Origin of the sequence: Metabacillus sp. B2-18 (genome assembly GCF_021117275.1) — a bacterium.
GTDB lineage: Bacteria > Bacillota > Bacilli > Bacillales > Bacillaceae > Metabacillus.
The window spans coordinates 4121670-4147230 of the sequence record NZ_CP088245.1 but is presented as its reverse complement, the minus strand read 5'-3'; the positions used below and the strand labels follow the sequence as shown (position 1 = coordinate 4147230).

At 35.5% G+C, this 25561-nt stretch carries 28 protein-coding genes and 1 riboswitch; of the genes, 17 read left to right on the top strand and 11 right to left on the bottom strand.

The genetic code is table 11. The features are described 5' to 3' along the window. Positions 1-67 precede the first annotated feature (67 nt). On the top strand, positions 68-1396 hold the full coding sequence (locus LPC09_RS21120; RefSeq protein ID WP_231308208.1) for an FAD-dependent oxidoreductase: 1329 nt from the start codon (positions 68-70) through the stop codon (positions 1394-1396). Between the two features lie 40 nt (positions 1397-1436). On the opposite strand, the gene xylE is transcribed toward LPC09_RS21120, so the two are convergent. Beyond that, positions 1437-2837: a D-xylose transporter XylE gene (xylE, locus tag LPC09_RS21115; protein WP_285842938.1), complete on the bottom strand. Its 1401-nt coding sequence runs from the start codon at positions 2835-2837 to the stop codon at positions 1437-1439. 482 nt (positions 2838-3319) lie between these two features. Here xylE and fumC point away from each other — a divergent pair, with 482 nt between their 5' ends. Continuing rightward, positions 3320-4705: a class II fumarate hydratase gene (gene fumC, locus LPC09_RS21110; RefSeq protein ID WP_231308207.1), complete on the top strand. Its 1386-nt coding sequence runs from the start codon at positions 3320-3322 to the stop codon at positions 4703-4705. Between the two features lie 44 nt (positions 4706-4749). On the opposite strand, the gene LPC09_RS21105 is transcribed toward fumC, so the two are convergent. Both LPC09_RS21105 and LPC09_RS21100 read right to left on the bottom strand, forming a co-directional pair. Beyond that, a complete protein-coding gene (locus LPC09_RS21105) occupies positions 4750-6075 on the bottom strand; it encodes a sensor histidine kinase (protein WP_231308206.1) in 1326 nt (441 codons plus the stop codon). Then, on the bottom strand, positions 6072-6746 hold the full coding sequence (locus LPC09_RS21100) for a response regulator transcription factor (RefSeq protein WP_098796407.1): 675 nt from the start codon (positions 6744-6746) through the stop codon (positions 6072-6074). Before LPC09_RS21100 ends, LPC09_RS21105 begins: the two co-directional genes overlap by 4 nt. Positions 6747-7050: 304 nt before the next feature. Between LPC09_RS21100 and LPC09_RS21095 the strand changes: the two genes are divergently transcribed. The 3 genes from LPC09_RS21095 (at position 7051) to LPC09_RS21085 (ending at position 10484) form a co-directional block, all read left to right on the top strand. Next, complete coding sequence (locus LPC09_RS21095; protein ID WP_098796408.1) at positions 7051-8280, top strand: S1C family serine protease; 1230 nt, start codon at positions 7051-7053, stop codon at positions 8278-8280. 267 nt (positions 8281-8547) lie between these two features. After that, positions 8548-10023: a PAS domain S-box protein gene (locus LPC09_RS21090; RefSeq protein ID WP_098796409.1), complete on the top strand. Its 1476-nt coding sequence runs from the start codon at positions 8548-8550 to the stop codon at positions 10021-10023. 20 nt (positions 10024-10043) lie between these two features. Continuing rightward, on the top strand, positions 10044-10484 hold the full coding sequence (locus LPC09_RS21085; protein ID WP_231308205.1) for a GNAT family N-acetyltransferase: 441 nt from the start codon (positions 10044-10046) through the stop codon (positions 10482-10484). Between the two features lie 53 nt (positions 10485-10537). On the opposite strand, the gene LPC09_RS21080 is transcribed toward LPC09_RS21085, so the two are convergent. Then, positions 10538-11362: a manganese catalase gene (locus LPC09_RS21080; RefSeq protein ID WP_098796411.1), complete on the bottom strand. Its 825-nt coding sequence runs from the start codon at positions 11360-11362 to the stop codon at positions 10538-10540. Between the two features lie 146 nt (positions 11363-11508). Between LPC09_RS21080 and LPC09_RS21075 the strand changes: the two genes are divergently transcribed. Then, on the top strand, positions 11509-12300 hold the full coding sequence (locus LPC09_RS21075; protein ID WP_098796412.1) for a DUF2935 domain-containing protein: 792 nt from the start codon (positions 11509-11511) through the stop codon (positions 12298-12300). Between the two features lie 41 nt (positions 12301-12341). Here the strand turns inward: LPC09_RS21075 and LPC09_RS21070 are convergent, their stop codons facing one another. From LPC09_RS21070 to LPC09_RS21060, 3 genes are read right to left on the bottom strand one after another with little or no spacing between them, the layout of a single operon-like run. Continuing rightward, the gene (locus LPC09_RS21070) at positions 12342-12659 is read right to left on the bottom strand and encodes a DMT family transporter (protein ID WP_098796454.1); all 318 of its coding nucleotides are present in this window, start codon (positions 12657-12659) and stop codon (positions 12342-12344) included. 2 nt (positions 12660-12661) lie between these two features. Beyond that, on the bottom strand, positions 12662-13009 hold the full coding sequence (locus tag LPC09_RS21065; protein ID WP_098796413.1) for a DMT family transporter: 348 nt from the start codon (positions 13007-13009) through the stop codon (positions 12662-12664). 15 nt (positions 13010-13024) lie between these two features. After that, the gene (locus tag LPC09_RS21060) at positions 13025-13591 is read right to left on the bottom strand and encodes a TetR/AcrR family transcriptional regulator (RefSeq protein ID WP_098796414.1); all 567 of its coding nucleotides are present in this window, start codon (positions 13589-13591) and stop codon (positions 13025-13027) included. Positions 13592-13752: 161 nt separating this feature from the next. On the opposite strand from LPC09_RS21060, the gene LPC09_RS21055 reads away from it, so the two are divergent. From LPC09_RS21055 to LPC09_RS21035, 5 genes are all read left to right on the top strand, one after another. Further along, positions 13753-14598, top strand: a complete 846-nt coding sequence (locus tag LPC09_RS21055) for a D-alanyl-D-alanine carboxypeptidase family protein (protein WP_231308204.1) — start codon at positions 13753-13755, stop codon at positions 14596-14598. Next, positions 14568-14909, top strand: a complete 342-nt coding sequence (locus tag LPC09_RS21050; RefSeq protein WP_231308203.1) for a hypothetical protein — start codon at positions 14568-14570, stop codon at positions 14907-14909. Before LPC09_RS21055 ends, LPC09_RS21050 begins: the two co-directional genes overlap by 31 nt. Before the next feature lie 80 nt (positions 14910-14989). After that, a complete protein-coding gene (locus tag LPC09_RS21045; RefSeq protein ID WP_098796455.1) occupies positions 14990-15166 on the top strand; it encodes a twin-arginine translocase TatA/TatE family subunit in 177 nt (58 codons plus the stop codon). A gap of 249 nt (positions 15167-15415) precedes the next feature. After that, positions 15416-15570: riboswitch (cyclic di-AMP (ydaO/yuaA leader) on the top strand. Between the two features lie 137 nt (positions 15571-15707). Then, positions 15708-16364, top strand: a complete 657-nt coding sequence (locus LPC09_RS21040) for a potassium channel family protein (protein WP_098796416.1) — start codon at positions 15708-15710, stop codon at positions 16362-16364. A gap of 1 nt (position 16365) precedes the next feature. Next, positions 16366-17685, top strand: coding sequence for a TrkH family potassium uptake protein (locus LPC09_RS21035; protein WP_231308202.1), 1320 nt, complete (start codon positions 16366-16368; stop codon positions 17683-17685). 47 nt (positions 17686-17732) lie between these two features. Here the strand turns inward: LPC09_RS21035 and LPC09_RS21030 are convergent, their stop codons facing one another. Together LPC09_RS21030 and LPC09_RS21025 are read right to left on the bottom strand one after the other, a co-directional pair. Further along, the gene (locus tag LPC09_RS21030; RefSeq protein WP_098796418.1) at positions 17733-18458 is read right to left on the bottom strand and encodes a ZIP family metal transporter; all 726 of its coding nucleotides are present in this window, start codon (positions 18456-18458) and stop codon (positions 17733-17735) included. A 99-nt stretch (positions 18459-18557) separates the two neighbouring features. Further along, positions 18558-19556 (bottom strand): ABC transporter substrate-binding protein, encoded by a 999-nt coding sequence (locus tag LPC09_RS21025; RefSeq protein WP_121663341.1) that lies wholly within the window; start codon positions 19554-19556, stop codon positions 18558-18560. A 157-nt stretch (positions 19557-19713) separates the two neighbouring features. Here LPC09_RS21025 and LPC09_RS21020 point away from each other — a divergent pair, with 157 nt between their 5' ends. The 5 genes from LPC09_RS21020 to LPC09_RS21000 all read left to right on the top strand — a co-directional run bounded on the left by LPC09_RS21020 (position 19714) and on the right by LPC09_RS21000 (position 23670). After that, on the top strand, positions 19714-20715 hold the full coding sequence (locus tag LPC09_RS21020) for a FecCD family ABC transporter permease (protein ID WP_121663340.1): 1002 nt from the start codon (positions 19714-19716) through the stop codon (positions 20713-20715). Further along, positions 20712-21767: a FecCD family ABC transporter permease gene (locus LPC09_RS21015; RefSeq protein WP_098796421.1), complete on the top strand. Its 1056-nt coding sequence runs from the start codon at positions 20712-20714 to the stop codon at positions 21765-21767. Before LPC09_RS21020 ends, LPC09_RS21015 begins: the two co-directional genes overlap by 4 nt. 61 nt (positions 21768-21828) lie before the next feature. After that, positions 21829-22653 (top strand): ABC transporter ATP-binding protein, encoded by an 825-nt coding sequence (locus LPC09_RS21010; RefSeq protein WP_098796422.1) that lies wholly within the window; start codon positions 21829-21831, stop codon positions 22651-22653. After that, positions 22646-23401 (top strand): IucA/IucC family C-terminal-domain containing protein, encoded by a 756-nt coding sequence (locus tag LPC09_RS21005; protein ID WP_098796423.1) that lies wholly within the window; start codon positions 22646-22648, stop codon positions 23399-23401. Before LPC09_RS21010 ends, LPC09_RS21005 begins: the two co-directional genes overlap by 8 nt. Before the next feature lie 14 nt (positions 23402-23415). Further along, complete coding sequence (locus LPC09_RS21000) at positions 23416-23670, top strand: YusU family protein (RefSeq protein ID WP_098796424.1); 255 nt, start codon at positions 23416-23418, stop codon at positions 23668-23670. 43 nt (positions 23671-23713) lie between these two features. On the opposite strand, the gene LPC09_RS20995 is transcribed toward LPC09_RS21000, so the two are convergent. Both LPC09_RS20995 and LPC09_RS20990 read right to left on the bottom strand, forming a co-directional pair. Further along, positions 23714-24043, bottom strand: coding sequence for a spore coat protein (locus tag LPC09_RS20995; protein WP_098796425.1), 330 nt, complete (start codon positions 24041-24043; stop codon positions 23714-23716). A 14-nt stretch (positions 24044-24057) separates the two neighbouring features. Continuing rightward, positions 24058-24330 carry a hypothetical protein gene (locus LPC09_RS20990; RefSeq protein ID WP_098796426.1) on the bottom strand — a complete coding sequence of 91 codons (273 nt, stop codon included), beginning with the start codon at positions 24328-24330 and terminating at the stop codon, positions 24058-24060. Between the two features lie 269 nt (positions 24331-24599). Here LPC09_RS20990 and LPC09_RS20985 point away from each other — a divergent pair, with 269 nt between their 5' ends. Continuing rightward, positions 24600-25517 carry a proline dehydrogenase family protein gene (locus LPC09_RS20985; RefSeq protein WP_098796427.1) on the top strand — a complete coding sequence of 306 codons (918 nt, stop codon included), beginning with the start codon at positions 24600-24602 and terminating at the stop codon, positions 25515-25517. Positions 25518-25561 lie beyond the last annotated feature (44 nt).

Here is a 25561-nt window from a genome sequence, read left to right as displayed (position 1 = left end):
AGTGGATGTGAAATATTTCACAAACACATGTGAAAAACTTCACAATATAATTTAGGAGGAATACAAAATGAAAATTGCTGTTATTGGATGTACACACGCAGGCACTGCTGCTGTTTCAAATATGATTAAGCTTTACCCGGGGGCAGAAATTACGGTTTATGAAAAAAATGACAATATTTCTTTTTTATCTTGTGGGATTGCTTTACATGTTAGCGGAGTAGTGAAAGATCCTAATGGTTTATTTTATTGTTCTCCTGAAGAATTAGAAAAGCACGGCGTAAAGATGAAATTGAAGCATGAAGTGTTAGATATTAATATTGAAAAGAAAACAATTGAGGCTCGTGATCTTACAACGAATAAGAAAGTTGAAGATACGTTTGATAAGCTTGTCATGACAACAGGCTCTTGGCCAGTCATACCGAAAATAGAAGGAATTAACACGGAGAATGTCCTTTTATGTAAGAACTTCCACCATGCCAACACAATTATTGAAAAAGCAAAGGATGCACAAAACATTGTTGTTGTAGGTGCAGGATATATAGGGATCGAGTTGGTTGAAGCTTTTGAAATGAGTGGTAAGAATGTAACACTTATTGATGGAGAAGAAAGAATTTTAAGCAAATATTTAGATGAACCATTTACAAATATAGTAGAAAAGGATTTTCAAGATCGAGATATCCGTTTAGCATTAGGAGAAACAGTCACACGATTCACAGGAAAAGAAGGAAAGGTGGCTGCTGTTGAAACAACTAAAGGTCATTATGATGCTGACTTAGTTATCATATGTATCGGATTCCAGCCGAATACCGGATTAGTAAAGGGACAAGTCGATATGCTTACTAATGGTGCAATAAAAGTTGATGAGTATATGAGAACAAGTCACAAAGATGTGTTTGCTGCTGGAGATAGCTGTGCCATTCGTTACAACCCAACAGGTGATTATGCCTATATTCCACTTGCGACAAATGCAGTTCGTATGGGGACATTGGTGGCAAAAAACCTAGTGAAACCTACGATTAGATATATGGGAACACAAGGAACTTCAGGTATAAAAATCTATGATCAAAACATTGCAACAACAGGATTAACTGAAGCTTCAGCATTTCGTATGGGATTAAATGTGAAAAGTATCACAATCTTAGAGCATGACCGCCCAGAGTTTATGCCTACTTTTGAAGACATTATGCTGAAAGTAGTGTATGAGGAAGACACGAAACGAATAGTTGGGGCTCAGGTCATGTCTAAGATCGATGTGACACAGTCTATCAATACGTTATCTGTTTGTATTCAAAATAACATGACAATGGATGAGCTAGGCTTCGTCGATTTCTTCTTCCAGCCGCATTATAATAAACCTTGGAATTTCTTGAATCAAGCTGGTTTGCAGGCGATTTAAAGTCAAAAAACAGGCGTTGGTCTTAGCCAACGCCTGTTTTTTATGCACTATATTTATCTTGCTTTGTAATCCATATATTTTCCATATCTTCTAATGTTCTACCTTTGGTTTCAGGAACAAACTTCCAAACAAAAATTGCAGAAAGGATACTCATAAGGCCGTAAAACCCGTATGTTAAACCACCACTATATTCCATCATCATTGGATACGTAGAAGAGATAAAATAATTGGCAGCCCATTGCGCTGCAACTGCAATAGCAACTGCTTGCCCACGAATTTTGTTAGGGAATATTTCAGAGATTAATACCCAGCAAATAGGTCCCCAAGACATCATGAATGAAGCAGTATATATTATAATGAAAATAAGTGTGCTGATTCCGATTACACCTGTAAATGCCATAGTAGAAACACCCATCATTCCTAATGCCATTCCGATTGATCCAATAATCAAGAGTGGCTTACGTCCCCACTTATCAACCGTTAAAATGGCTATAACCGTAAACACTACATTAACAAGTCCCATTACAATGGTTTGTAACATAGAAGCATCTTTAGCAGCACCCATACTTTCAAAAATACGAGGTGCATAATACAAAGCAACATTGATTCCAACAAATTGTTGAAATATAGATAATAAAATCCCAATAACAATGACTAGTTTTCCATATGAAAATAGCTTATCTTTAGGGATCGTAACCGTTTTCTTAATTTCAGATAAAATTGATTTTGCTTCAGATGATCCGTTAATTTTCTCTAAAATTTGTAAGGCTTTACTATCTTGTTTTTTCATAGCTAAGTAACGAGGTGTTTCTGGAACAAATAATAAAAATACGGCAAATAGTAAAGCTGGAATTGCCTCTGATGCAAACATATATCTCCAGCCAAGATCGTTAATCCATGCTAATGATTGACCTTTAGCAATTCCCCAGTTAACAAAGTATACAACTAACATCCCAAAAATAATGGCAAATTGATTAAATGAAACTAATCGACCACGAATATTCGCTGGAGCGATCTCACCGATGTACATCGGACAGATTGCGGAAGCCAGGCCAACACCAATACCTCCAATAATTCGGTAAATGTTAAAAGTAACTAATAAAGATATAGACGGTTCACCTTTTGTGAAAAATAAAAATTCAGGGTAAGCTGAGCCTAATGCCGAAACGATAAACAGTGCTGCTGCGATTAATAATGACTTCTTTCGACCAAAGGTAGAAGCAAAATAGCCAGAAATAAGTCCACCAATAATACAACCAATTAGTGCACTAGATGTTGTGACTCCATGTACAAAGGTATCAAGTCCGAGGCTATCAATAAAATACGCTTCTAGAGACTTTTCAGCCCCAGATATAACAGCTGTATCATAACCGAAAAGTAAACCACCAAGTGTAGCTACAAGAGTAATAGCAATTATATAAATTGAATTTTGTTTTTTCATAATAATTTTAAGAGGAATGATAACGCTTTAATTAGATCGTATAGATAATTACTTTTTAACTATATATTCCTCTATTCTCCTTTCTTAAAAATTGAAATTATGTAGTAAATATAAAACACATTTTTCATAGAACATCAATTTAAGATTCTATCCATAGCTAGATTAGTAGATTGAATTACGATATTTGCTCTATTATTGGACTCCCTTCTGTTTGAGTATGATCGTGCTGTTATCGCTTTCACAACATGGCGAACTTAGTAAATGATCATTAACTGTTTTTTATTATAACAACCAACTCTTAGTTTGTCTAATGAATAAACTAAGATTTAAGAAAAAATTTATTTAAAATTTAATTCATATGAAATAATATTAAATTCTTTGCTTACTATATGAAACTAACAAAAAGTGTCATTACTTTTAAAATAACCTAAAAACCCATAAAATAGAAAGTGAAGTGAATTTATTTTTCGGAGGTGTGTTAGTTGGATTATCGTGTAGAGAAAGACACAATGGGAGAGATTCAAGTACCAGCTGAAAAGTATTGGGGAGCACAAACTCAACGCAGCAAGCAAAATTTTAAAATTGGTGGAGAAAAGATGCCGAACGAGGTTATTACTGGGTTTGCCATTTTAAAAAGAAGTGCTGCAATTGTAAACGATTCACTTGGAAAATTACATAAAGAAAAGGCAGAGGCAATTATTAAGGCTTGTGACGAAATCATAGAAGGAAAATTAAATGATCATTTTCCCCTGGTTGTATGGCAAACAGGTAGTGGCACACAAAGTAATATGAATGTTAACGAAGTTGTAGCCAGAAGAGGAAATGAGCTTTTGAAGGAAAAAGGAATAGAAGAAGCTATTCATCCAAATGATGATGTGAATATGAGTCAAAGTTCAAATGACACATTTCCCACTGCTATGCATATAGCCGGAGTTTTAGCAGTAGAAAGTAAGCTTATACCTGCAATTGAAAAGCTGCATGCTAAGTTAATTGAAAAAGAGAAGAGATTTGAGGACATTGTGAAAATTGGACGTACTCATTTGCAAGATGCGACACCATTAACGTTGGGCCAGGAAATCAGTGGCTGGACACATATGCTTTCGCAAACGAAGGAGATGATTCAGCAAGCCACATCCTATATGAAAAATTTAGCTATAGGTGGAACAGCTGTTGGTACTGGTATTAATGCCCACCCTGAGTTCGGTGATCGTGTGGCAAAAGAAATAAGTGATTTTACAAATGAGAGATTTCAATCTTCAATTAATAAATTTCATGCCTTAACAAGCCATGATGAAACGGTATATGCTCATGGAGCGTTAAAGGCATTGGCTGCTAACTTAATGAAAATTGCAAATGATGTTCGTTGGTTAGCTAGTGGGCCAAGATGTGGAATTGGCGAAATTACAATTCCAGAAAATGAACCAGGAAGCTCTATCATGCCGGGAAAAGTAAACCCAACTCAAAGTGAAGCGCTAACGATGGTTGCTGTTCAAGTAATGGGAAATGACGCTGCCATTGGGTTTGCAGCGAGTCAGGGGAATTTTGAGCTGAATGTTTTTAAGCCGGTTATCATTTATAACTTTTTACAATCAGTACAACTCCTTTCAGATGGAATTGTTTCGTTTCATGATAATTGTGCAGTTGGGATTGAGGCCAATATCCAAGTCATCGAAAAGTATGTGAAAGATTCATTAATGCTCGTTACCGCGCTAAACCCTCATATTGGCTATGAAAATGCAGCAAAAATTGCTAAGCTAGCTCATAAAGAAGGATTAACATTAAAAGAAGCTGCTTTACAATTGGAGCTATTAACTGAAGATCAATTTGATCAATATGTGAAGCCAGAAGAAATGACATACCCTAAATAATACAAAAGGAGATCTAACATTTGAGTTAGATCTCCTTATTACGATCAGCCTATAGGAATTTCTATATAGAAAGCAGCTCCATTTCTCTCGTTTACTGCCCACACCTTAGATTCATGCAAATCTGCAATACGTTTAACAATGCTTAATCCGATTCCAAATTCTCCTTTTTGTCCTTTTTGAAAAGGTTCAAAAAGCTGTCCAATGATCTCTTTGTCAATAGGCGGTCCATCATTCCATAAGCTTAAAGTAAGATAATGTTCTGATTTTGACATTGATATTGAAATGGCTGTCTCAGCATAACGTAAGGAATTTTCAAGTAGATTTTCCAGCAGCTTTTCCCACTGCTCTGAATCCCCCATAATTGTTGCGTCTTCAACATTTAAATTCCAAGTAAGTTCGGGTTTTGCCCATTTAATTCGTTCCACTTCCTCGTGTATAAGCATATCGAGGCGAAACGGAGCTTTTTTCGGCTTTCTTGTGGATAGAAAATCAAGCTTCGTTAAGTATAGTAAATCTTTTATTTTTTTCTCAAGCTTTTCTGATTCATCTTCTATAACATCCATTGTACTGGAAAGATCACCTTTCGGGAAAATACCGTCATTAACAGATCGAGCATACCCACGGATAACCATAACAGGTGTTTTTAAATCATGTGAAATATTTTGTAGAAGCGTTTGCTGAGCTTCGTCTTTCCTTACAAGATGCTGACGCATTTTTTCAATCATGTGCCCGAGTTTTCCAATTTCATCGTTTCGGTCTACTTCAACTGGTTCGTGCCAGGCTTGCTCAGAAATGTCTTTTACATGCTTTTCAAGCTTAACAAGTGGTTTTGATAAATACCTTGCTAGCCAAATCGACGGTATCCAGCTAAATAAAAAAACAACGGCCATGACAATCATGAGTTGTCGAAATAGGGTGAACACAAGATCATTCCGATAAGAATCCCATGAATAGGATAGTAAGTAACTAGGCTCACCGTTGATTGTTAGCTTATGAATCACATAAAAAAGTGTTTGATTTCGTAAATTCTTTTCATATCTTTCACTAGATGCTGTTTGCTGTGCAGCTAAATCCTGTGTTTGACGAATAAAATCAGCTGGTAGCTCTTCACTATATAAATAGTATCGACTTTGGATAGGTAAAAACAAATGGGAAACAGTACGGTCTTTTTGTTTGTCATTTTGCAGACTGTTTCCAGGATTACCGTATTCCATTAATACAAGCTGTTCATTTTCAATCGTTTTATAAATTTCTTTTGTGAAAAAGCTTCGTAAAGTGGTGGGGAAAAAAATCACTAATAATAATGAAATAACTAAAAGAATGCCTGAAAATACTACCCAAATTTGAAAGGCTAACGGTTTATTTTTCATCCCTTTAACATCCTGTAGCCAAATCCATAGATTGTTTCTAGTTTCAGTTCCGGCATTTTCTTTCTTAATCTTCGGACTAAATCATCAACAACTCGATCTGTTCCGAAATAATCTTCTCCCCAAATATTCGTTAGAATTTGCTCTCTAGAAAAAGCCTGACCTTGATTGTGTATAAACAATTGAAGCAGATCAAATTCCTTTGATGTTAAGTTAACTTCTTCATTATTAAAGTAAACAATTCTTACTTGCTCGTCTATTTCATAGGGAGTAAGAGTAATAACTTTACTAGATTCATTTGATTCTTCTATATATGTTCTTGATAATAGTTTTTGTGCTCGAATGACAAGTTCTCTTGGTAAAAAAGGTTTTGAAATATAATCATCACTACCAAGCTCCAACCCTAAAACACGATCAATATCAGCATCTCTAGCAGAGATAAAAATAACAGGAACGTTAGGTGACGCTGCTTTTATTTCACGAATTAATTGATATCCGTCAATATCAGGAAGCATAATATCCAGGATCCATAAATGAGGAGGCTTGTCTATTAGCTCTCTTGCCTGGGACCCGGTAAGGCAAGAGGTAACAGACCATTTTTCATTTTTGAGATACATGGTTAACAATTCATTTAAATTCTGTTCATCCTCGACTAAGTATACATTGTAACTCATCGTGTCACTTCCTTTCATCGCTATTATACAATGTTCTATTTCAATTCTTGATAAATTTCACAATTTCCCACAATTCTCTCATTATTATCCCAAACTCTTGTCATATAGTTAAGGTAAGCAAAAAAGCGAACACTTTAGGTGGACGTGATAAAAGGAGATAATGAAATGAGAGCTTTAATTTTTACAGGTGTTTCCCTTCTTTTTGTTTTACTCATTATAGGTGGGTTTGTAAGTTCTCAAGGCATCTAAATCATTTCACTGATTTTATAAAAGATAACGATTGATTATTATAGGAGGAAAAAATATGGGATATTATGATCAAACAGACATTACACGCGAACAGAAAAAAACAAAAAAAAGTATCAAACCAATTTTCTCTTCACTGCTAAGTGGAATTGTTGGTGGAGCATTAGTATTAGGTGTGACGACTTATACACAGGAGCAACAACCGACAGTAGAACAAAATACAGCTGCAGTTGAAGCTGTTACTCAAAATAATGATTCTGCCCCTAATGTCTCAACACAAGAACTATCTACAAATTCTAGCTCTATTGCTGATATCGTTGATAGCCTAACGCCAGCAATTGTTGGGATTACGAATATGCAAACACAAACAAGCAGAGATTTCTTTAACAGCTCATCAGAAAGTGTTGAAGCTGGAACAGGTTCAGGATTCATCTTTAAAAAAGAAGGTGATGTAGGATATATTTTAACAAATAACCACGTTATTGAAGGAGCACAATCAATTGAAGTAACTCTTTATAATGGAGAGAAAGTTCCAGCAGAGCTAGTTGGAACGGATGCATTAACTGACATAGCTGTACTCAAAATCGATGCAGAGCATGTTGAAGTTGTGGCAGATTTAGGTGATTCATCACAACTTCGTACAGGTGAAGATGTGATCGCAATTGGAAATCCATTAGGAGAAGAATTCTCAAGAACCGTAACACAAGGAATCATAAGCGGTATTGATCGAACAATTGATGTAACAACATCTGAAGGTAATTGGGCACTTGATGTTCTTCAAACAGATGCAGCAATTAATCCAGGTAACAGTGGAGGTCCATTAATAAACATGAGTGGACAGGTTATCGGAATTAATAGTTTAAAAATTAGTGATAGCGGTGTAGAAGGGCTAGGCTTTGCCATTCCGAGTAACGATGTAGTTCCTATTGCTGAAGAGCTATTGTCTAATGGAAAAATCCAACGTCCTTTCCTTGGTGTAGGATTAGTTGAGATGAGTGAGGTACCTCAATATTATTTACAACAAAACATGAGTCTACCTGAAGAAGTGACAGAAGGCGTTATTGTTGGGAATGTTTCACCAGCATCACCGGCAGATGAAGCAGGTCTCAAGCAACAAGATGTGATTGTCTCAATGAACGATCAAGAAATCACAAGTTCAAGTGATTTAAGAAAGTTTCTATACTCAGAAACGGAAATTGGTGAAGAAGTAAAAGTAACTCTTTACCGAGCAGGAGAAAAAATGACCGTTACGATTAAGCTTACAAACAAAGATAGTACAAATGCATAAAGCAATTTAGTAATAGGAATTGCTGTTACTCTTTATATAGATGTTTTACTAGCTGACACTTTCGCAATGATCTAACCCCCTCGGATCAATTGCGGAGTGTTGGCTTTTTATTTGTCTATTTTAACTTAAGCTTTTTCTAAAAAATTGAACAGTTTGAAAAATTTATAGTGTAAAATTAAAATAGACATTGTTATTACTAATACGTATAAAATAAGAAACCGCATTTATTCATACATAAAATAGAAGAAGATACGGAAGGGGAGCATCATGAGTAGCACAATGAATAAAGGAAAGAGAGAGAAGCTAGATGAATTCATAAAGAATAGTAGTTTTTTTGATCAACAGTTTGCAAAATTAAAGCAGGAAGCTTACTATGCTATGGACTTAGAGGGAAATTATGTTAGAGTAAATAACGTTTGTGAAGAACTAACGGGATATTCGAAAGAAGAATTATATTGCTTAAGCTACAATGATCTCCTTGTAAGTAATAGTTTTGATTATGTTGACGAGGTTTTTCACAATACATTGAACGGTGACCTTCAGCATTATGAATGCAAGATTTATACAAAGGATAAAACACAGAAGGAAATAGAAGTAACAAATTCACCAATTATTTTTGATAACGAAGTGATTGGTGTTTACGGCATTGCAAAGGATATTACAAAGTTTAATAGTCAAAAATTAAAACTACAGGAAAGTGAACGTCTACACAGAAGTCTTATTGAACATTCCCCTGATGGAGTCATAATAACCCAAAACGGGAGGTTTGTATATGCGAACACAGTAGCATCGATCTTGTTAGGCGGCGAAAAGAAAGAAGATGTTATTAATAAGAATGTTCAGGATTTTATTCCAAAAATAGTAGAAAGCCATCTGATTAAATGTTTGAAAGAAGCAGAAGAAGACGGTGTTGCATCAGAACTTTATGAAGAGAAGTTGCTTCAATTAACAGATAAAGAGATTGATGTTGAAATTAAAGCCATTCCAACAATCTATCAAGGAGATAGAGCTGTTAATTTACTTATTAGAGATATTACTGAGAGAAAATTAGCACACGAAGTGATGGTTAACTCTGAAAAGCTTTCTGTCGCAGGTCAATTGGCAGCAGGGATTGCACATGAAATTCGAAATCCAATAACTGCTATTAAAGGGTTTTTGCAGTTAATGGAGAGTGGGAAGAGCTATAAGCAAGAATTTTTCTCGGTGATTTCAGCTGAAATTAATAGGATTGAAATAATCCTAAGCGAATTATTAGCTTTAGCAAAACCACAACTTGATAAATACTGCAATAAAGATATAAAAGGTATATTGCAACATGTAGTTGCGCTAACCAAATCACAGGCAATTTTACATGATGTACATATTCAAACGTCTTTCTCAAAGGATTCATTAGAGGTTTTATGTGATGAAAACAAATTAAAACAAGTGTTTATTAACTTTATTAAAAATGCAATTGAAGCAATGAGTTATACCAATGGTGGGATGATCTTAGTCAAAAGTGAAAAAGTTGGAGATCAATCTCTCATAATTAAAATTATTGACCAAGGACCAGGAATTCCCGATGAAATTCTTAAGAAAATAGGTGAGCCATTTTTTACTACAAAGGAAAATGGTACAGGATTGGGTGTAATGGTAAGCTTTGAGATTGTGAAGCAGCATGATGGTGAAGTGCAAATTAACAGTGATTCAAATGGGACAACCGTTTCTATCACTCTCCCGCTATCTTCATCATTAACTAGTTAGTCAAAGGAAGAGGAAAAGACATGGAAATTGTAACGAACCGATTAATAATTAAACCCTGTGAAGAGGAATTATTACCAGTGGAGATGGACAGAGGTCCACATGTTCAGCACTACTTGGAAGAAGTAGAAGTAGATTCTGATCTCAAAGGCTGGGGAGTATGGCTCGTTTTTCGTAAAGATGATGAACAATTGATCGGCGATATTGGATTTAAAGGAAAACCTGAAAATGGTATCGTGGAAGTAGGATATGGAATATTAAAAGAAGTACAAGGAAAAGGGTATGCAGCTGAAGCGGTTGAAGCACTCCTTAATTGGGCCTTCAAATCAGGAGAAGTACAAAAGGTGATAGCAGAATGCTTAAAGACCAATACTGCTTCTATTAAAGTTCTAGAAAAGTTATCTATGACAAAAGTGGAAGAAGACGAGCTTATGATGTACTGGGAAAGACATATTTTTCATTAACTTTTTACGAAAAAACATGAGGCAATCGGAATGTACCGATTGCCTCATGTTTTTTAACAGGCTCCTGGAGGAGTGTCATGATAAACAGGTGGTGCTGGGCGTGGAATTGGTTTTGGTGCATGTGGCTGTGGGTGTTGAACGTATTCGAATACACCTTGACCATCCATACTTGGACCGCTCGCCCAACGTCCCTTAGCACTTTCTTCTCCTCTTGAAAGATTCATAAATTTATAAGAAAATTGCTGTGCTTCAAGATTAATAGGGAATGTACTAGGTACAGTCTTTCCTTCCTTGGCCTCTAATTCAGCAATCGCAGCCAACCATTGATTTTGGTGCATTCTATCTCTAGCTATTAAAAACGAAAGCATATCCTTAACGCCACGATCATCTGTTGCTTCATATAAACGTACTGCTTGAAGCCTACCTTGTGACTCAGCATTTAAATTTGCTCTAAAATCAGCTAATAAGTTACCACTAGCAATGATGTAAGCTCCTTGCCATGGGACACCAACACTATTGACTGGGAGAGCACCTAATCCAGCTACAATGGCATGCTGTGGATTCATTCCGCCAAGAACCGCTTCAATAACTGGATCTTTTGCTGCTTCCTCTTGGTCCTTAAGTGGAGCGTTATCAAGTAACCTGCCAATCATTGTGGCGAGCATTTCAATATGTGCAAGCTCCTCAGTACCAATATCTAGAAGCATATCTTTATATTTACCAGGACATCTTGTTCCCCAACCTTGAAATAAGTATTGCATCGCAACAGAAATCTCTCCGTATTGACCACCTAATATTTCCTGAAGTTTTTTTGCATAAACGGCATCTGGACGATCGGGTTTCGCATTGTATTGAAGTTCCTTGATGTGATAAAACATGAAGAAACCCTCCTCATTTTTTTGGTATGAACATGGTTATGTATATTCTTCATCAAGGAGGATATGCTGCTTTTTTCAGGTTTATTTACTAATACAAGCCCTTTAGTCATAAAGTTTAAGGAATAACGATAGGGGAGAGGATGAAGATGAAAACATATGAGCAAGCGGCAGCGTTTGAACATCAGTTTTGGCTACAAGTTCTTGGAGATCATGCACGGTTTATTTTAAATGCTTTGTCAGTAAATGAGCAGAAGGATATAGAGAAGGCAAAGGAATTTAAAGATATATTTGACACATTATTAAAAAAATCAAGAGAACAAACGAACTTTGTTGCATTAACATTAGAAGCTGAAGAATATGCAAAAGAACTTCGTAAGTTTAAGCTCTCTATTATTGAAAGACATCTCGTTGAAAAAATGACCATACATCTTCCACCTTCATTTATAAATCATATGGTCAATGAGCTTGAAGAATATTTATTGGTTCTTTCTTATTTGAAAAAGAAGGAGAAGCCACCAATCTTTCACGAGCTTCATCACCATTTATTGTGGTTGTTAGATGCTGCAGGACATGCAGGAGCTATTTCGGACACACTAGACAGAGCTGAAAAGCAATTAAAGCAAAAGAGTGATGTTTTTACAAAAGACTTCGAGGATTTTTATTTAAAAGCAGTAGAATTATCAGGTTATTTACGAGCAAATGTGGACTCATTCCCAGCCTTAACCAAAATGAATAAAGATGTAAAGCTGGAGATTGAATTATTTAGAGGCTTTTTAGCGGAAATAGAGGAAATGGAATTAAATAATGAAATGCTTAGTACCTTTTCCCCACTAATGGCAGATCATATGATGAGGGAAGAATGCTATTACTTAATGAAGGTTGCAGAAGCTTCAAATACAGAAAAGCCAAATTGTGATCCGACTAAACCTAGAAGATAAAGTTAAGGCAGTGCATCAGATGCACTGCCTATTTCTAACGTCTAAGACGGTATAAATTTCAGACCAATTGTTGCTGAAATAATCATTGAGATAAATAATAATCTCTTCCACCCAGCAGGTTCTCCTAAAAAGAAGATGCCAAACAATGTACTGCCAACTGTTCCGATTCCCGTCCAGACAGCATAGGCTGTTCCCATTGAAATAGTTTGCATAGCTATGGTCAGAAAGAAAAAGCTAGTACCAAAACCTAAAGCTAGAAAAAATGCATTAAGCCAACTTTTTTGCATATTAAATCGGGCGATCGCAGCAACACCAGCAACTTCACAAAGGCCAGCTAAAATAAGGAATAACCAGTCCATCATTAAATCTCTCCTTTCGAAGAAGGGGTTTGGTGATCGTCTGTCACCATTTTCAGACCAACAACCCCTGCAATTAAGATTGCACAAAGTCCAACTTTAACCCAGTTAATTTCATGACTAAAAAAGAGAAGTTCAATAATAACAGTTCCAGTAGCTCCTAATCCGGTGAATACAGCATAAACAGTGCTAATCGGCAGTCGATTCGTTGCCTGAATTAATAGATAAAAACTAATAAGAATTGATATAACAGTCATGATCCATGCAAGCGTACTGTTAGCATGTTTTAAGCCTGTTACCCAACTAACTTCAAAAATAACGGCAAAATAAACAAGAAACCAATATTTGCCCATATGTCTTATCCTCCTTTAGTTGGATATACCTTTCCAATAAATATTCCAACAAGCATTTAACCGTCGCTGAAAACGTTCAAATCCACCATATAGAAGCTCGATTAATAAAGAATCGAATAGTCCGATATATGAAACAGCCACCTCTTTTAATGGAAATGCTAATTCAGGCTGATGACTTTGTAAATTATTGATAACGATTGATTCAACTTCATCGTAATAGGAATAAAGGCTGTCCATCACTTGTCCATGTAAATGTGACGGAGGTAAATACCCGTTTCTTAATAAAAATTTCATTGAAGCTTCTCTTTCATACCTTTGACAACTGTTTGTCAAAAAATGATAGAGCTTCGACCTTAATTCAAGTTTTTCATTTTCTGAAAAGTAAGTGAGGAGGTAGTTTTTCTCATCTTCAATTACCTCAGCTAAGATGGTCAGAAATAATTCATCTTTGTTTGTGAAATGAGAATAAATAGATTGCTTTTTTATCCCAACGTCGTTTGCTATTAATGATAGTGAGGTACCATCATAACCATGCATGGCGAATTGTTGTAATGCAGAATGTTTTATTTCAATTGCTGACATAGTGATCAACCTTCCTTACGTTCGTCAGTTTCAAATTATATACTGTCTTTTTAAAAGAGTCAATAATAAAGAATCAATTACTAAAACCTTACATTGCTCTCTTAATCTTTTACTTGTTATGCTAATATGGAATAGAACATAAATTTGATAGGAGTAACAACATGATAAAAAACAAAATAAAATCTGTTTTTTTCATTCTGTTAGTATGGACAATATTTATACCAAATAGTATTTCTGCTTTAGAAAATCAAGATTTACCACTTTATAGCGAATCATTCATTCTACTAGATGCCCAGTCAGGTCAAACAATATATGAAAAAAATAGTCAGGTACAAATGCCGCCTGCCAGCATTACAAAGATTGCGACAGCGATTTATGCAATTGAAAAAGGTCATTTAGAAGATATTGTGACAGTTAGTGAGAATGCCAGAAATGTGGATGGTACACGTGTTTATCTAGAGGTTGATGAGCAGGTCCCTTTAATAAAATTAATTCAAGGTCTGGTTATAAACTCTGGTAATGACGCAGGGGTGGCAATAGCTGAACATTTAAGTGGAACGATTGATGAGTTTATTATTGATTTTAATTCTTATTTAAAAGAGGAAATTGGCGTACAGCACACAATATTTAAAAATCCTCATGGACTTTATGATCCAGAACACATGACAACTGCTGAAGATATGGCAAAAATTACTCGATACGCAATGAAAAATGAAACGTTTATGGAGATATTTCAAACTAGTGAATTAGCCTGGGACGGTCAAACATGGGATACAACCATTGTAAACCATCATGAAATGGTTCGAGATAAAGAGTATGAAGGTATTTCTGGTGGCAAAAATGGATTTGTACAGGAATCAGGATTTACACTAGTAACAACTGCAAACCGTGAAAAAATTAGTTTAATAGCTGTTACATTAAATGCTATGTCACATTGCTTGATTATGGGTTCCAAAATTTTGAAACTGAATTGGTTATGGCAAATGAACATTTTAAAGATAACTTAGACAACAGATATGTTCTTAATCAAGATGAGTATATTACAAAACATATAGGAGAAATCGTTACAAAAGAAGTTAGTGCTGCTGGAGAACTTGAAATGAGCGGGGACAATGGTAGATCTATCAAAAAGATTACGCTTACAAAAATACAAAGTGAACAACCAAATAAAAAAATGGAAAGTAAAGTTGTCGTTGCAGACGAAGTAAAAGAGAAGGAAAGTGGAAATAAGCATCTGTTGCTTCTTGTTCCTTTTTCGTTATTTCTAGCTTTATTTTTATCAGTATTTTTCTATGTGCAAGTGAGAAAAACATCTTAAATCTATTTTGCTATCTCCGAAATAATGCATTATACTTTAAAAGATGTTTCTATCATTCTTTTAGAAAGAAGTGTTCAATGATGAACTTAGGCTTTGGAGAAATTTTTCTCATTATCTTTGTCGCACTATTATTATTTGGACCAAATAAATTACCTGCCCTTGGTAGAGCAGCCGGTAAAACATTAAGAGAATTTAAAAATGCAACAAAGGGTCTGATCGATGATGACGACTCTTCGGTTAAAAACAATAAAGAATAAAGCAAAAAGAGACAAACTATCTGGATTGTCTCTTTTTTTGTAGGTGCATGTATAAAAGTGAAATAAAAAGAGTGATTAAGTAAAATATATTTGTAAACGGTTAAACGAGTTCTTTTATTCAAATTTCGTCTTTTAAAGAAAAATTTAATACTTTACGACCAAATACTTAGAGGAGTAAGATAACATTCATAATCGTTAAGTTTTTGCTTATGCTAGTTTTTATAGATTAAACATAAAAATAGAATAGAGTATCAATAATCGCTTAATCCTATAAGTAGGAGCGGGGGACCCATGAAAGATGTCAAATTTGACTTGGGGTGAATCAAACGTTTTTTGCGTTTGTAGGGCTAATCTCTTTTGCCCGAATCCGACAGCTAACCTCGTCAGCGTTGAAGGGATGAACATGTGCCTAAATACAGACACAGGGGTTCAATACCTTTGTGTTTTTTTTGTGCAATAATATTGATGGCAACAGGCATAACTAAACGATAACGGTAGCTAAGATAGCTTTTATACTTTTATATTGAAAGAAGGAATTTTGGTGAAAAAGCAGTTCGCTGTATTTGGTTTAGGACGTTTTGGTGGAAGCCTTGTGAAAGAGTTTCACGAGCTCGGAATTGAAGTGCTCGCAATTGACAAAAGTGAAGAAAAGGTTCAGCAATATGCTGCCTATGCAACACATGCCGTAAGAGCCAACGCGATAGATGAAACAATTCTAAAGCAGTTAGGTGTACGAAATGTGGATCATGCATTTGTATCATTTGGTGATGATATTGAAGCGAGTATACTGACCTCATTAATTTTAAAGGAATTAGGGATTCCACAGGTTTGGGCTAAAGCTCAGAATGACTACCACCAAAAGGTATTAGATAAAATTGGCGTGAATCGTGTTATACATCCTGAAAGAGATATGGCCAAACGAATTGCTCATCATATTATTTCTGAAAAAATGATCGATTATATTGAATTATCAAGAGAATACAGCATGGTAGAGGTCGTAGCTACAAAAAAATTGTGTAATAAAACACTTTTAGATCTGGATATACGTTCAAAGTATGGATGTAATATTGTCGGCATTCAAAGGGGAGAAGAAATTTTTGTATCACCTGGTGCTGATGAGAAAATTACGCTCGGTGATGTTTTGTTAATAATCGGTAAAAATAAAGATATTGTTGATTTCGAAGAGTATGGGATGTAATATGAAAAAATTTATTAAACTAAATCCATCGCAGCTGTTAATTGTTGTGTTTGTGGTGTCTATAACGGTAGGAACAATTTTACTAAAACTACCATTTTCAACACATGACCATATCAAATGGATTGATGCTCTGTTTATTGCAACGTCGGCCATGACAGTGACTGGATTAGCAACTGTTGACCCAGGGACAACTTTTACTACATTTGGTCAATTGATTATTGCCCTTTTAATACAAGTTGGTGGGCTCGGAATTATGTCATTTGCTGTATTAATTTTTATTATGCTTGGTAAAAAAATAGGGCTAAAAGAAAGACTGTTAATGCAGCATGCGTTGAATCAAACCTCTGTAGGTGGCATTATTAAGTTAGTTAAGTACTTATTTATTTTCTCTATCACTATTGAAATGATTGCAATGGTATTTTTAGCAATTCGCTGGGTACCACAATTTGGTTTAGCAAAGGGACTGTTTTATAGCTTCTTTCACTCCATATCAGCATTTAATAACGCCGGGTTCGCATTATGGTCTGATAATTTAATTCAGTATGTTGGAGATCCAATCATTAACATTGTTATTTCATTTTTATTTATTGTCGGCGGAATTGGCTTTACTGTCCTTGTTGATGTATGGAAGAAAAGATCGTACAAAAAATTATCATTACACACAAAATTAATGGTAACAGGGACATTGGTCTTAAACATTATCGCGATGTTTTTTATCTTTTGTGTAGAATACAGCAACCCGCAAACACTTGGTAGTTTATCGCTAGGTGACAAGCTTTGGGCATCGTATTTTCAGGCGGTTTCACCACGAACAGCTGGGTTTAACACGGTAGATATGGGAGGTTTAGATGAAACAACAATCTTTTTTATTATTATTTTAATGTTTATCGGAGCGGGCAGTGGATCAACAGGTGGTGGAATCAAGCTAACAACTGCATTAGTTATTGGGCTTGCAACGGTCACATTTCTTAGAGGGAAAAATGATATAGTTGTTTCAAAACGAACCATCCATTCATCGTTTATTTTAAAAGCACTTGCTATCACGATGATAAGTATTGTATTTGTCATTCTTGGAATACTTCTATTAAATATCACGGAGAAAGAAGCATCGTTTCTGGATATTATGTTTGAGGTTGTCTCAGCTTTTGGAACAGTTGGTCTCTCAACTGGATTAACTGGTATGTTAACGTTTGCTGGTAAACAAATTATTATTTTTATTATGTTTTTAGGGAAGATTGGTCCGCTAACGTTAATGTTCTCACTCGCGAGTCCATCGAAAGAAAAGATTCGTTATCCACAGGAGGATATTTTAACGGGATGATTAAAACCACTAGTCACTTGTGATTAGTGGTTTTTTCAATTCTTTTGCTACAAATGAGATAGAAACAGGGAACTTAATAAACCAAGAGATGCAATTAACCCCACAATGGCTCCACCTTCTTCAAAGGCCTCTGGCATCATAGTGGATGCTACCATCGCAAAAATCCCACCTGCTGCAAAAGCTGAAATAAATGAAATAATACTTGCTGATGCATTTTGAAGCAGTCCAAAACCTAATAATGAACTAACAGAAGAAAGAGAAACAACAATTAACCACATCGTGAGAATTGTCTTTTTGCTATAACCATCTTTTTTTAATCCAACTGTACTCGATAGTCCTTCTGGAAAATTACTAATAAAAACAGCGATAACCATCAAGTAACTAACTGTTCCTTGCTCGAGCAAACTAACACCAATAATCACAGATTCAGGAATAGCATCAATAATTGTTCCAATAAAAATCGTTATTCCAGAATGATTATCATTACTCTTCTTTGATCGTTTTCGTTCACTTCCTCCGCTTTTGGAAACAATGATTTCAGATAAAGTAAATACTAATGCACCGACTAGAAAACCAATAGATGTAGATTGTAAGCCGCCTTCATCAACAGCTTCAGTTAACAATTCAAAAGCAGCAGCTCCAATTAACACACCAGTCCCAAAAGACATAATCAACCCAGTAATTTTTTTAGGGAGATTTGTAAAGATACCTACTAATGCACCAAAAAAAATAGGTGATCCAGCAAACGCTCCCCAAAGTGCTGCTTGAAGCAAGTACCTCATCCTCTCTCACGTTATAATCTTTATTTTTCCCTATTAGTTTTAGAAAAAACAAAAAAAGCGACTAATATCGTCAGTCGCTTTATCTCTTTATTATTCAGCAAGCTTTGCTTCAATATCATCTAATAATAGGTTAGCTGCAAGAACTCCACCAGCTGTGTTCCAAATAGCATCGTCAACTTTGTAAGCTTTTTCTGCTTTTACAACTTCAAGGTTTTGCCAAAGTGGATCTTTTGTCCATTCTTCTTCTGTTTTTGTTGCTTCAGTATCACCAGGTGGTGCATATGTAAAGTAGAATAAAATGTCTCCATCCATTTTTGGAATAACTTCCTTACCTACTTCACGAGCAAATAGATCTTCCGGATTATCAGAGAATACTTCCTCTAGTACTGCAGGACGTGCAAACCCTAACTTCTCTAAGATCACTCCTGAGAAAGAGTCTTTATAGTAAATTCTAGTTTTACCTGCCATAAATCGAACAACAGATACTTCTTGGTTTACTTTATCACCAGCTGTTTCTTTTATTTCGGCAATACGAGCTTCAAAATCATCAATAACTTTTTGACCCTCATCTTCACGGTTCAATGCTTTAGCATATAATTTGTAGTTATCCTGCCATTCACCCTTTAAAGTTTCAGAGAAAACTGTAGGTGCAATAGCTTTTAATTGCTCATAGATTTTTTCTTGGCGAAGTTTGTTACCGATAATTAAATCTGGTTTAAGAGCAGCAATTGCTTCCACATTTACTTCACTTTCCGTTCCAACAACTTCAACATCTGTCATTTTATCAGTAATATGTTCATACCAAGGATCACCTAACCAAGATTGTACGGCACCAACTGGTGTAACACCCATAGATAATAATGCTTCTGTTCCTTCATTTGTTAAAATAACAACCTTCTCAGGAGTACCCGTAATTTCAGTTGAACCCATTGCATGTTCCACTGTATATGTTTCTTCAACAGGAGCATCATTTGATCCTTCTGTCGTTTCTGGTGCTTCCTCATTGGTATTACCACATGCTGCGAGAATAAGAACAGTCATGCTTAATAAAAATAATGATAACCAAGATTTACGTGATGTTGCTGTCATGTTTGAACCTCCATTGTATTTGATAATCGTTTTCATTTACAACGAAAATGATAAAAGGTATTAGGACAAATGTCAATATCTAATTGAAAATGATTTTCAAAATCATTAATTTTTGATAAGATTGTTATGAAATAAAAGTAAGACTATAGGAGCAGCTATGTTATTAAAATCTTCTTATCAAAAATCAGTTGGTTTAGTTTTAGGATTCATGTTACTTATTTTTTTAATGTGTGGGAGTCTTGTATTTGGGTACACAGATACAAGCTTAAAAACGGTCTATGAGGCTTTTACTAACTTTAATGGTACAAATGAACATATTATTGTGTATGATGTTCGATTACCTCGAGCATTAATAGGGGCTGTGGTCGGAGCAAGTCTTGCACTAGCCGGTGCTATTATGCAAGCCTTAACAAAAAATCCTTTAGCATCTCCTAGTGTATTCGGAATAAATGCCGGTGCAGGATTCTTTATTGTTGTAGCAGTTTCAGTGTTTTATGTTAACTCATATCAGGCTTATATTTGGATTGCCTTTGCAGGTGCAGCCTTTTCAGCTTTTATTGTTTATTTTATCGGGTCATTTGGTAGGGAAGGGCTAACTCCAATGAAGTTAACATTAGCAGGTGCAGCAATGGCAGCACTGTTTTCTTCTCTTACACAAGGATTATTAGTTGTGAACGAAGCGGCTCTTGATCAAGTGTTATTTTGGTTAGCTGGCTCTATTCAAGGTAGAAAGTTGGAAGGATTGTATATGGTACTTCCTTATGTTTTACCTGCCATTATATTAAGTATGATTCTTTCACAAAAAATAAATGTGTTAACAATGGGGGAAGATGTTGCAAAAGGATTAGGACAGCGAACAGGAGTAGTAAAGCTTATAGGAGCATTACTTGTTATTGTTTTAGGGGGAGGAGCTGTTGCTGTTGCTGGACCGATTGCTTTTATCGGAATTGTTATTCCTCATTTCGCCCGATTTTTAGTTGGTAATGATTATCGCTGGATTCTCCCTTTTAGTACCTTTTTAGGAGGATCACTCCTTGTGTTTGCAGATATTCTTGCAAGATATATTGTTATGCCTGAAGAGGTGCCAGTAGGAGTTATGACAGCGTTTATCGGAACTCCCTTTTTTATTTATATTGCACGTAGGGGGTTCGGAAAGTGAAAAAATATTATAAATTAAGGTTAGGAGCAGGCTTTCTCTCCTTTTTAATAGATAAAAGGGCATTTTTTATATCGTGTATTTTGTTAGGTATTACATGTTTAATTTTTATGTTAAGTACAGGCATTGGAGAGGTTTTTATTACCCCTATCAATGTTTTGAAAACCTTGTTTGGATTCGGTACAGAGATGGATGAACTATTTATTTATTCATTTCGATTGCCTCGTATTATTATTGCTTTATTAGTTGGAATAAGCTTAGCAGTAGCAGGTGCGATACTACAGGGTTTAATACGTAATCCATTAGCATCACCAGATATTATTGGAATAACAGGTGGAGGAGCAGTTGGTGTTGTTTGCTTCCTGATGCTTTTTAGCGATAGAAACAACTCATTGATTGTAAGTGTTAAGTGGATGCCTGTTGCAGCCTTTATTGGGGCAACCATCGTAGGCATACTTGTTTACTTCCTTTCTTGGAAGAATGGATCTTCTTCTGTACGACTCGTTCTTATTGGGATCGGGCTATCCATGCTAGCACAGTCTTTAACTACACTTTTTATGGTGAAGGGCCCAATATATCAAGCATCACAAGCAAATGTATGGATTACAGGGACAGTGTATGGTGCAACATGGGAACAGGTTCGCATATTACTTCCTGTTGTTCTTATCTTATTAATAATTAGCTTGATTTCAGTTCGAAATGTGAACATTCAAGAGCTCGGTGATGAACTGGCGACAGGTGTGGGAAGCTTGGTACAAAGGAACCGATTTTTTCTTTTATTACTGGGGACTGCCTTAACAGGGGCATCGGTAGCCTTTGCAGGTGTAATAGGGTTTGTTGGCTTAATGGCTCCTCATATGGCAAGGAGAATGGTAGGCTCTTCCTTTGGCGCTTTATTGCCTGTCTCTGCATTGCTTGGTGCAATACTTGTTATGTTAGCAGATTTAATTGGAAGAACGTTATTTTCTCCTTTAGAGGTTCCAGCAGGTGTGTTTACTGCAGCAATCGGTGCACCATATTTTATTTACTTACTATATAAAACAAGAAACTCATAAGCGTAAGATTTCTGGCTAAAGCCATGTGAAAAAAAACTAGATTTGCCATACAAAAGGAGCGATTTATATGGATGCAATTGAAACAAATGCGCTCACTCTTTCTTATGGAGATACAATTATCATTAATGAGTTAGATGTGAAAATTCCCAAAGGTGAAATTACGGTATTTATTGGTAGTAACGGTTGTGGGAAATCAACGTTACTGCGTTCTATTGCAAGGCTGCTAAAACCAAGAAACGGTTCAGTTTTACTTGAGGGTAATTCTATTGCAAAACTTCCTACAAAAGAGGTAGCAAAACAATTGGCAATCCTTCCGCAAGGTCCAATTGCACCTGAAGGATTAACCGTACTGCAGCTTGTAAAACAAGGTAGATATCCACATCAAAGCTGGTTAAAGCAATGGTCGAAGGAGGATGAAGACGCTGTTTCAAATGCCTTAAAAGCAACAGGGTTAGAGGATTTAGCGGAAAGACCAGTCGATTCTTTATCCGGTGGGCAACGACAACGTGCATGGATTGCCATGACTCTTGCGCAACAAACAGATATTATTCTGCTAGATGAACCTACAACCTATTTAGATATGACACATCAGATCGAAATATTAGATCTTTTATTTGAATTAAATGAACGTGAAAATCGTACGATTGTTATGGTTCTTCATGACTTAAATTTAGCTTGTCGCTATGCCCATAATCTTGTAGCGTTAAAGGATAAAAAAGTTTATGCACAAGGAAAGCCTGAAGAAGTAATTACCTGCAGTTTAGTACAAAATGTATTTCAAATGAATTGTGAAGTTACAGTAGATCCTATTTTTGGAACACCTCTTTGCATACCTCATGGAAGAGGAAGATGTATTATAAAAGAAGTTGGGGTATTAAATGGCTGAATTAACAAAAGAAGAACTAGAATCATTAACGAAATACCGACTTATACTAGAGAGAAAAACAAATGGTTCAATCATTGAGGGTATTGAATTACTTCAACAAAAACAACTAGCAGCTCTTTATGATGAGATACTACAAAACAAGCTTAATACAAATAAACACTCTGTCATCGGGTCTATGTTAGTAAAAAGATATGCCTTTTTGGCAGCACTTGTATTATATTGCATGACCAGCTACGATAAAGGAATAAACAGTAGCATTAACAACCTGTCACTTCAAACAGATGATGATGATCCAATTTGGTTACCAAGCTTTTACTTTAATGACTTGGTCGTAACAACTCCAGATCCTGATCGAGACAGTTGGAGGGAAACTGTTATCACAGCCTTATTCAAAGAAAATATTACGATGATTCTTTCTAACGTATCCAAAGCTTCGAAAGTGTCAAAGTCCATACTTTGGGAAAATATTGCGATCTACATTTTCTGGATGTACGAATCTTTACTCGAGGATGAAGGTATCTCAGATGAAATGAAGTCAAAGGTAAAGGAAGACTTTTCATATGTCATATTACATGCGCCTGCTGAAGCTTTTGGTCTAACAAATAAAAATCCTCTAACAATGTATTTTCATGAAAAGAAAAACAATGTGAGAAAACGTTCCACCTGTTGTTTATTTTACTTTACTTCAAAAAACGGAGATCGCTGTCAAACATGTCCAATTGAATGTAAACAACCAATGACTCAGTGAGGAGGTGACGTTCAATGGAGCAACAATTAAAAGATCAGTTTGAAGGGCTGCTTGAAAAATATACAGAATTATTATTAGGTGAATCATCTGATGAATTAAAAGAAAAAGTAAAGATGTGGGCATTGTACACCCATATTTCCAAGTCAATGCCACCGCTAGCTAAACATTGGAACTCGACCTATCCAGAAGCTAAAGAAGATTTAAAAAGTATTATTGGAGAAATCAAGGACCTAAATGAACAGTTTCGTCAAATAAAAAAGAAGGATTAAAAGCTCATCTTCTCCTATGAAGTGAGCTTTTTTCTTTTGTAGATTATTGAGTATTTCCATATGGAGATTGCTGCTGAATGGTTGTTGAAAACTTTTGATATGCTTGTTGAAGTTTCTGTGTATCAGCGGCTTCTAGGGAATACCATCCATTTTTAAACATTAGATTATAGAGGTCTCTTTGAGCCTGCTGTGTTTCATTAAATATTGTAGAAAGATCCTGGTATAGTGCTTGATGACTTGCTTCGTTAAGTGCAGTTGAATAAGAAGAAGTTAAATATTTTTCGGTTGATAATAAATCATTTGCAAAATCACGATCGTTCATCATAGGTCCTTCCTGCACTTGTGTTTCTGCATTGCTAATTTTACGATCCATACTTACCTGACCTCCTACTGAAGTTGAGCACCTGATGAAGGCTGCTGAGATTGTAAATGTGATAAGATTTTTTGATAATGCTGATTGTGCATTTGACCAACTTGTTCGAATTGATTTTTAACTTCTTGATTTTGACATTGAGATGCAAAAAAGTGGGCTTTTTTCATAGCTAAAAGATTCCACGAAAGCATATCTGTTAGGTAGAGCTGGTCTTTGGATGTGATTACATTAGGTGGCTGCATCATCATTGATTGCTGTTGCTGCTGTTGCATATTTTGCTGCTGCATCAATAACCCTCCTTACAATTTCATACCCTTTTATCGTTCCACTCCAATAGTGTATTATGCAATCGGAAAAGAGATCCTTAACCGATTTTAACTTCAAAACATATACTATTGATAAGAGGAATACAGATCTGATAAGACATAAATCAATATGTCATTTTGCAAATAACATGTATTCCACTAAATCTTATATAATGAATGCGGTTACATTTAGCTAATTGACTAAAAAATGGACTTAATATGGAATAAGAACGCAAAAGGAGGGTTTTCAAGTGGAACAATTATTACGAAACTCTTTTATGTTTTTATCCAAGAATAAGACGTTGACTAAACTTGCAAAAAAATATGGACTAAGATTTGGAGCAGGAAGATTCGTAGCTGGTGACACAATTGATTTGGCAAAAGGTGTCATTCAAGATCTTAATCATAAAGGGCTTGATGTGACATTAGATTACCTTGGTGAATTTATTGAGGATGAGCAGGAAGCAAGAGAAACAGCTGATCATTGTATTAAAGCAATTGAAGCTATAGGAACCAGTCAGCTGAAATCACAAATTTCAATTAAACTTACTTCTATGGGTTTAGATATATCTGATGAAGTAGTTTTAAAGAATATGCGTCGTATTTTAACAGCAGCGGAAAAGTATAATGTATTTGTAACAATTGATATGGAAGATTTTTCGAGATGTGAGAAAACGCTAGAAATTTTTAAGACGTTGAAAAAGGAATTCAAACATGTAGGGACAGTTGTTCAAGCATATTTATACCGTACTGTTCAGGATGTTGAGGAATTAGGTCGCTATGCAGCAAACCTAAGGCTTGTGAAGGGTGCTTACAAGGAATCACCGGATGTTGCTTTTCCTGAAAAAAAGGATGTTGATGAAAACTTTAAAAAAATTATTAAAATGCATCTACTTAATGGACATTACACAGCAGTAGCAACTCATGATGATACTATGATTGACTATACAAAAGAGCTTGTAGATCAACACAAGATACCAAAGGATCAATTTGAGTTTCAAATGCTGTATGGTATTAGACCTGAAAAGCAATTAGATTTAGTTAAAGAAGGATATCGAATGCGTGTCTATGTACCATTTGGGACAGATTGGTATGGATATTTTATGAGAAGAATGGCAGAAAGGCCTGCTAATGTAGCGTTTGTTTTGAAGGGGATTTTTAAACGCTAAGCGAAATAGCCACTGGAAAACTAAGAAGGGGCCTGCAACCTATG